Origin of the sequence: Roseicyclus sp. (genome assembly GCF_052168335.1) — a bacterium.
In the GTDB taxonomy this organism is placed as follows: Bacteria; Pseudomonadota; Alphaproteobacteria; order Rhodobacterales; family Rhodobacteraceae; genus Roseibacterium.
In genome coordinates this window covers 1-2,176 of record NZ_JBQLZP010000087.1, presented here as the reverse complement: position 1 = coordinate 2,176, position 2,176 = coordinate 1, and the positions used below count along the sequence as shown (strand labels likewise).

The 2,176-nt window shown below is 74.1% G+C and carries 2 protein-coding genes; one reads left to right on the top strand and one right to left on the bottom strand.

Annotation, left to right across the window (positions count from 1 at the left end):
- Positions 1 to 635: hypothetical protein (locus ACTS11_RS02815; protein WP_442638828.1), on the bottom strand; the 635-nt coding region annotated here is incomplete at its 3' end.
- A 154-nt stretch (positions 636 to 789) separates the two neighbouring features.
- Here ACTS11_RS02815 and ACTS11_RS02810 point away from each other — a divergent pair.
- The coding region (locus tag ACTS11_RS02810; RefSeq protein ID WP_442638827.1) for a cytochrome P450 at positions 790 to 2,176 on the top strand (1,387 nt) is incomplete at its 3' end.

Here is a 2,176-nt window from a genome sequence, read left to right as displayed (position 1 = left end):
GTCCCGGCCGCGGACCCCGCCGCCTCGACGCCGGCGGCGGCGACCTGCGCCGCATCGGGCTCGATGTTGAACCACTCGGGGTTCTGCGGCATCCAGAGCTGGATCCGCCGCGCGGCGTTCCGGGCGAGGATCTGCATCTGTTCCTCGCGGTTTCGCGCGATCCCCGAGCCCACGATCATCGTCTCGGCGCTCGCGCCCTCGAAGACCATGATCTGCTCGGGCTCCTCGTGGAGCTTCTGGCCCAGCTCGTCGTCCCAGACGTTCACCGAGAGCACCAGGACCGAGCGCGGGCTCAGCACGATCGGGATGCCCGGAGGCGCGAGCGCGTAGCCGTCCACCGCGATCCCGATGTGGTAGAGACGGTCGCCCTCGTAGGCGCCGAAGCGGCGGTCGATCTCGGAGGTGAGGATCTCCTCCCACTCCTCGGGCGTCGCGTTCCGGCTCGGCGGCACCTGCTGCATGTTGTCGGCCACGACGATGTTGTGGGCGAGCCGGAAGGATCCCATGTCGGGCAGGTCCTCCTCCAGCGGGTCCGGCGCGGCACAGGCGGCGAGAAAGCCGAGCGCCGCCAGCGCGGCGAGGCGCGGAAGACGGACGAGGACGGCGGGGAAGGGTCGCGTCGTTTCGGGGCGCATCTTGGTCGTCTCCTCGATCCCGGACGATACTGCTCGACCCCGGGATACCGCAGCCGGGGGAGGCTTGCAAACCCGACCGCGCGATCACGATTTGGACAGCGTGACATTGCTGCCTATTTCAGGGGCAGACCCCCTGTCACGGAGGCGGACGGAGATGCCCGACACCCTGCGCGACGATGCGATGACGGCCGGGACGCCCCCGCTCCCCGTCCGTGCGGACCTGCCCGACCGGCCCATGGGGCTGCTGGAGAGCTACCGCGCCGCCCGGCAGAACCTGCTGGGGATCATCCCGCGCCGCGCGCTCCATCAGCCGGTCCTTTCGGGGCGGACCGGGCCGCAGCGCTGGCACATGCTGATGGACCCGCCCGCGATCCGCCGCGTGCTGCTCGAGGCGGTCGAGGACTACCCGAAATCCGTCGCCACCCGCGCCATCCTCGCGCCCGCCATCGGCGACAGCCTCTTTCTCGCCGAAGGCGAGGAGTGGCGCTGGCAGCGCCGCGCCGCCGCCCCCGCCTTCTCGGCCCGCAGCGTGGACGCGCTCACGCCGGTGATGACCCGCGCGGCCGAGGCCGCCTGCGCCCGCCTCGCGGAGAAACCGGGCCGCGCCGCCGACATGGTGGCCGAGATGACGGCGGCCGCCTTCGACGTGATCGCCGACGTCACCTTCTCCGACGGGCAGGGCATCGACCGGGCGCGCGTCGTGTCCGCCCTCGAGGCCTACGTGGACGAGGCGGCGCGGATGAGCATCCTCGACGTGATCGGCGTGCCCGCGTCCGTCCCCCGCCCCGCCCGCGCCGTCGCCGCCCGCCGGCTCGAGGCCACCAAGGCCGAGGCCGACGCCGCCATCGCGCGGCGGCGCGCGGCGGGATCGGGCGGGGCGGGGCCCGGCGGCGCGGGCGATCTCCTCGACCGGCTCCTCGCTGCCGAGGACCCGGAGACGGGGCGGAGGATGGAGACCGGCACGCTCCGCGAGACGCTCCTCACCTTCATCGTCGCGGGCCACGAGACGACCGCCCTCACGCTCTCCTGGGCACTCTACCTCTGCGCCTTCGACCCGGCGGTGCAGGAGGCCGCCCGGTGCGAGGCCCGGGGCGCGCTCGGGGGCCGGCCGGCAGGGGCGGAGGACGTCGCCGCGCTCCCCCTCGTCCGCGCCGTCGTCGAGGAGGCGCTGCGCCTCTACCCGCCGGGGGCCTTCCTCTCCCGCACGGCCCGGAAACCCGACCGGCTGAGCGCCGCCGTCATCCACCCCGGGGACACGGTGATGATCCCGGTCTGGGCGCTGCACCGCCACCGCAGGCTCTGGGACGCGCCCGACGCCTTCCGCCCGGATCGCTGGCTCGGCCCCGAACGGCCCGAGCGCTGGCGCTATCTGCCCTTCGGCGACGGCCCGCGCATCTGCATCGGCATGCGCTTCGCGCTGCAGGAGGCGACGGTGATCCTCGCCACGCTCCTCTCCCGCTTCCGCTTCGCGGCGGTCCCGGGCCGCACCCCGCGCCCCGTCACGATCCTGACAACACGCCCCGAGGGCGGCGTCTGGCTCG